Annotated in this window: 3 protein-coding genes and 3 pseudogenes; 4 read left to right on the top strand and 2 right to left on the bottom strand. The window is 30.1% G+C overall.

Features of this window, described 5'->3' with window-relative positions; genetic code table 11:
- Positions 1 to 112 precede the first annotated feature (112 nt).
- The 4 genes and pseudogenes from FJU10_RS18860 to FJU10_RS18845 all read left to right on the top strand — a co-directional run bounded on the left by FJU10_RS18860 (position 113) and on the right by FJU10_RS18845 (position 3,463).
- Positions 113 to 865, top strand: a complete 753-nt coding sequence (locus FJU10_RS18860; protein ID WP_140966734.1) for a MerR family DNA-binding transcriptional regulator — start codon at positions 113 to 115, stop codon at positions 863 to 865.
- Between the two features lie 787 nt (positions 866 to 1,652).
- Positions 1,653 to 1,786: pseudogene (locus FJU10_RS18850) on the top strand (integrase); the annotation flags it as partial.
- A 367-nt stretch (positions 1,787 to 2,153) separates the two neighbouring features.
- A complete protein-coding gene (locus FJU10_RS19920; protein ID WP_411268852.1) occupies positions 2,154 to 2,264 on the top strand; it encodes a hypothetical protein in 111 nt (36 codons plus the stop codon).
- 551 nt (positions 2,265 to 2,815) lie between these two features.
- Positions 2,816 to 3,463, top strand: coding sequence for a hypothetical protein (locus FJU10_RS18845; protein ID WP_140966732.1), 648 nt, complete (start codon positions 2,816 to 2,818; stop codon positions 3,461 to 3,463).
- A 509-nt stretch (positions 3,464 to 3,972) separates the two neighbouring features.
- Here the strand turns inward: FJU10_RS18845 and FJU10_RS18840 are convergent.
- Together FJU10_RS18840 and FJU10_RS18835 are read right to left on the bottom strand one after the other, a co-directional pair.
- Positions 3,973 to 4,110 (bottom strand): annotated as a pseudogene (locus FJU10_RS18840) (IS110 family transposase); the annotation flags it as partial.
- A pseudogene (locus tag FJU10_RS18835) lies at positions 4,100 to 5,370 on the bottom strand (IS3 family transposase); the annotation flags it as partial. The pseudogenes FJU10_RS18835 and FJU10_RS18840, both read right to left, overlap by 11 nt.
- Positions 5,371 to 5,485: the final 115 nt, after the last annotated feature.

The following is a 5,485-nucleotide window of genomic DNA, read 5'->3' as shown; positions in this document are numbered from 1 at the left end:
GGAAATCGCTATGAAAAGTTGATATTTTACGATGATGGCATGCAAAAAAATGTATGCTAATATGTAGGTACAATTACTGCAATGAAACGAATCGAGAGGTTTTCACAAAACTATGGCTAAATACTTACTAATTAAAGACGTGGCTAAATTATTATCGATTGAGACATCTACAATTAGATATTGGGAGAAATGTGGTTTGATATCTTTGAGGAGAGATGAGGCTAATGGATATCGTTATTTTGACACAGCTACATTTTTAAAACTTGTAGACATTGTATTTTATAGAAGTATTCAAATACCGGTTGAAGAGCTGAAATATCACTTAAATGAAGATATACAAACTCAAAAAAAGATATTAGACAATTCAAAATTGGGAGTTCTAGATCAAATAAGTAAACTTGAAGCTATTAGTAGGTCTATTGACATGAGACTTGATCATTTAAAAAGTTTTGAAAATTTAGGTACTAAACAAGATAATTTAGAAATAAGAAAAATTCCAGTTTCTAAGATAATTCCTTTCAGTATGAGAAACAAAGATCATGTTAATCAATATATAAATGATATATCCAATTTTTTTCTTATATATAGTGGTACAGATTTTGATGAAGTCACAGAAAGCGTAGGACTTGAAAGTTGGTGTAATGATCAGACTGGTATTGAATTAGATAATAAGGAAATTGTCAATAGATACTTTTTTGTCGGCGTATTAAAGACTGATGCTGACGATTATAAAAAAAATAATATTAATGAATTAAAAGAAAAACTACCAAAAAATTTAGAATATAATCGTGTGATAGCGCAATATATTTCTCATGGTTTAGATAACGGAGTAAATATAGACTATTATTATTGCTGGTTTATATAATGCTTTTATTTTCTTTTTTTAGCAAAGATTTCATTCGATATGTTTTTTTAGAGGTTTAGCTAAATATTTTAAATAAATACTTAAGTTGAAAAAGTAGATTTAGGTTATTTGCGAAGCTCAATTGTAGGAGTTAAAATGATGAATGATATTGAAAAGTTGAAGCAATTTCAGTTTTTTGTTAAAATGTATTTTTTTATTTTGTTTTTTTTATTAGTGAACCTATTATTGTTAAGCATACTTTTGTTTTATTTGAATTATTTGGGATTAATAGTTTTATACTTTTATTTATTTTGGTTATTTTTACTAGGAATTGGAGGTTTATTACAGTCGTTTATTGATGATTATAAATGGTCTTTATTTCACTTGGAATGTAAAAAAAATAAAAGATGCGCTAGTATTGATAACTTTATTATATGGAAAAAAGCAAATGGGTTAAATTAATTAGTTCATGAAAAAGAGATATTCATAATTAATGTCCACTGAATAATTGATAAATTTAATCAGTCAGCATATGTGGTGTAATACATATGACAATTATAATTCACTAGCTTGCCGCAAAAAGAAATTCTGTTCTTTTATAAGAATCGATATTAATCCGTTTAACACAGTAGATACTAGTCTATTATCTAAACTTACTACTGTTGTTGTCTACGTTTTTTCATTATATAAGACGGTCATTACAATAATTTTAGGTAAAGTAATCGGGTGTCAATCACGATTTTCAAATGTAATTTTGGGGGTGCGGACATAATCTTGGACTAAAAATGAACACAGGAGGAATGTTCTTATGTTTTCCAGTGAAGAAAGTGTAAAAAAATCCATTCAGTTATTTTTAAAAAATATGATTGTTCTTATACCGCTACGAGTCGAGACTCAGATTATCCATCTGTTGGTGCATTGCGTGAATGGTATAAGGAATATTTTAACACGGAAAATAGTTCAGAAGGTAATCTTGTTGTGGACCATGGGAATATAGAAAATCCAATGAACGTTCTTAATGAAACTAATAATAACGATACAAAAACATGATGCAAGAAGAAAAATAAAGAATAGGTAAGAAAAAGCAACAGAGTATTAGTAGATTTGTTGCTTTTCGATATTTTAGAAATGAACTTAACTATTATGTTATTTACATCAAAGAAAGAATATATTGAGTATTTTTCAATATGCACTCTATGACAAATATATTGAAAATGTAGAGTTGGAAGATTATTTGAATTCACAACTTTGTAATCTATAAAAGTTAGTAGCCAAAATTTCTAAAGATTCATTCTGGCAAATCTTTCTGGTGATATTGGGGATAGATGCAAAATTAAATCTCTTAGGAGAATTAAGCACAGTTGAGTATTTTTTAAAAGATGAGATCATTCGAATTATTGAAAATGACTTTAAAAACTAATTTAAAGAATTATGTGGATATGATTTGAGCTCGAAAGCTCGTCCGAATATGATATTTAGTATTAATTGAACTTTTAGAAATATTTTAATTAGAAGCTACTAGGGACAGAAGCTTAAAAGTTTTTGATACTTTTTTATAGCTAACTTTATAGTTTCTTCAGCAGCTCACTTCATTGGGTTCAGTAATATATTTTTCTAGAAAAATGGAGTAGCATACTACAATACGTTGATTAAAGTGCTTTAAATATTTTAATATTTAATTCTCGATATGACAAATTAGGTATACCTACAAAAAATGATCGCTATCCTTAATTGTAGTATATTTTAGATAAAGCGATATTTTAGAAAATATATTAATTGTTAAAGATACTGGCAGTTAAGAAAAAGGTTTGGCTTGTAATAGCTTTAACTTCTATATACTATTTGGTATTGAGTTAAGCACCTGAGTTTATAAGTAAGATATTAGAAATATAAACTTATCAGTGAAAGTATTTTTACTAATGGTATGATGACAATTTCTGTCTCATTCCAAATTTTGTTAGGAGAGCGAAAATGGAATATTTAAGTATAACTTTAAAGAATCTGGATAAAAAGATGATTGAGCAGTTTAAGCAGTTATTTTCTTCATTTGATAGTGAATTTTCAAGAATTTATAAATCACAAATTAGGTTTGAGGGGGAAGAATTAAAGAAATGGGCTTATTTTTTTATTTGCGAATTATCAGATAACAGTAATATTGATGTTTTAAAATCAATTACAAGTATGGCTTCTGAATTAAAAGAATATGTAATTCGTACAGAATTGATGGAATTAACACCAGAAAGTTTTCTTAAAAGAGTGCCACATAAAACAGGTATGACAATTATTGAGCATGTTAATGTACAAGAAGAATATCTGATTGATTTCCAAAATATTATGATTAATAATAATACACCTGCTATGAAATATATTATTGAAAAAAAATGTTGGTGTAATGAGTTTGTCGCTCTTGAAACGAAGAATATTCTATATCATGATAATACTTTTAAATCATGGAATCAGATTCATTTAGTCGATATGGCCGCTTATGGAATTTTAAGGTACAAAAAAGACTTTAATGACGGGCTTCTATTAGTAGATGCACCAAGTTTTAAAACTAACTTTAAAAATCTGTCTAATATCCGAAAATTTACTTATAAATTCAAAAGTAAATTAATATGAAAAGTTGTTATTGAAGCGACCTTAGAAACAAGAGTAAATGTTTAACTTTATGTATCTCACAATGTTAAAGAAAAATTTTTTTCAGAATATTTCAGTAAAGCTGGTTCCCAGTAACAGAGTATTTCTTGTTGATTTTGAAGAAAAACCAATGAAGGTTTTTGTTTTAAATTATTTTTATAAAATATCTTGTTAATTTATTAACTGGCCAACAGAGTATACTATTTTGTCCATTTTTTTCTTGAATTATTTTGAATTTAAGAAGGACATTGAAGTTATTTTACAGATAAAAAATAGTATGAGCATCTAGTCGATGTGAAGTGCTCCCTGTCAAGTAGACAGGTAAAAAACAGTAAATATCGACTCTTTGTCAATAAGTCTAATGGTCATAAGTCAAGTTGAAGATTGAGAATATTTTTATTGTGTAACCTGTTTTGAAGTGCACTTAACTAGCCCCGGCCAAAATCAATTTTTTTCGGGGGATTTCAAAGGTTTGCGTCAATAACAGAATGTTATTTATCTATCACGCTCCTTGGTGGCGTGTATAGTTGATGGTTACGTAGTAGCGTATCCACCAGACGCGTAAATTTTCTTGCGGTTAAGACGAGTGCTCGTTTGTGTTTATGTTTTGGGACCTCAATAAATTTCCTGCTTTAATAGACTAAAGAAGTTCTCCATGATCGAGTTATCTAAGCAGGTCCCTTTACGGGACATACTTTGGAAGATCTTATGTTCTTTCAACTTATGACTATAAGCTTTCATTTGGTAGGCCCATCCTTGGTCGGAGTGAAAAGTTCGACGATAGACACAATCTTCCGTTACGTAGATAGCTTCCTCTAAAGCTTCCATGATAGCCAATGCATTTGGCTTCTCAGAAATGCGATAAGATACAATTTAACTGTTATACATATCTAAAAATAGATCAAGATACAGCTTCTTTTCACGAATGGTACCGTATTTGTCCGTTTCAAAATATTCTAGTTCTGTCGTATCTGTTGTAATCTTTTGATGACAAATGCTTGTGTAAAAGCGTCGATGAATTCGATTTTTTGTAATCATTCCTATTTTTCCACGATAAGAATTATAGCGGCGAGATCTTCTCGTAAATGATCGTACTTCAATACCCAGCTTTCGAATCAAACGTTGTACTTTTTTCTTGTTAACATGGAACCCACGGTTCCCCAATTCCTTTGTCATACGTAAGTAGCCATAATCTTTATGTTGACTTCTTATTTTGAGCATTTCCTCTTCGATTTCTTGATCTGGATTTCTTCGATCAAATCGTCTTTGCCAATACATAAAGGTTGATTTAGGAAATTTCAAGGTTTCAAGAAGCTCAACTAATTTGAATGATCCTCGGAGGCTGTCGATGATTCGTGCGATTGATTCGTTCATCTTTGTTGGGCTTTCTGTTTTAGCAGCTTCCTCAATTCTTTTAAAAAGGCATTCTCAATCTGAAGGGAACGCACTTATTTTTCCAACTCTTTGATGCGATTATGCTCTTTAGGCGTCAGTTTGCTTATATCTTCCTTTTCTTCTTTCTTAGACAAAATGGAGGAACATCCTTTCATTTTTGAGAGCCCGTCCAATCCTTTTGAACGAAAAATTTTCATCCAATTGACAACTAACGCGGGTTGATTTATCCCTAAATGATTTGCCACTTCACGATAGGAAAGCTCAATCGTTTGATATAACTCTATCGCATCTATCTTGAATTGAAAAGAATAACTTTGCTTTTTTCGTTTACGCAAGAGCCCATCTTCTCCAAATTCCCGATAAGCATTGATCCATCCGTGTACCTGTTTTTTTGAGCTCACCCCATGTTTTTTTGCTAAGTATCCTAATCCACCTTTTCCTTCAAGATACTCTTGAACGATTGCCAACTTTAATTCAAAGCTATATTTTGCCATAAAAATACTGACCCCCTGGACTTGGTATAATAAACTAGACAATAAATTAAGGGAAAGAGAGGATCTAGATTATGCCAAGACGTTCATTTGATAAAGCATTTAAAATCGCCGCTGT

Origin of the sequence: Enterococcus sp. OL5, assembly GCF_006491895.1 — a bacterium.
Taxonomy (GTDB): domain Bacteria; phylum Bacillota; class Bacilli; order Lactobacillales; family Enterococcaceae; genus Enterococcus_D; species Enterococcus_D innesii.
The sequence above is the reverse complement of the archived record's forward strand: the minus strand, read 5'-3'. Positions and strand labels throughout refer to the sequence as shown.

Bases quoted from the DNA above. Each gene is read 5' to 3' on its own strand.
- FJU10_RS18860 (WP_140966734.1), top strand. From the start codon at position 113: ATGGCTAAATACTTACTAATTAAAGACGTGGCTAAATTATTATCGATT.
- FJU10_RS18845 (WP_140966732.1), top strand. From the start codon at position 2,816: ATGGAATATTTAAGTATAACTTTAAAGAATCTGGATAAAAAGATGATT.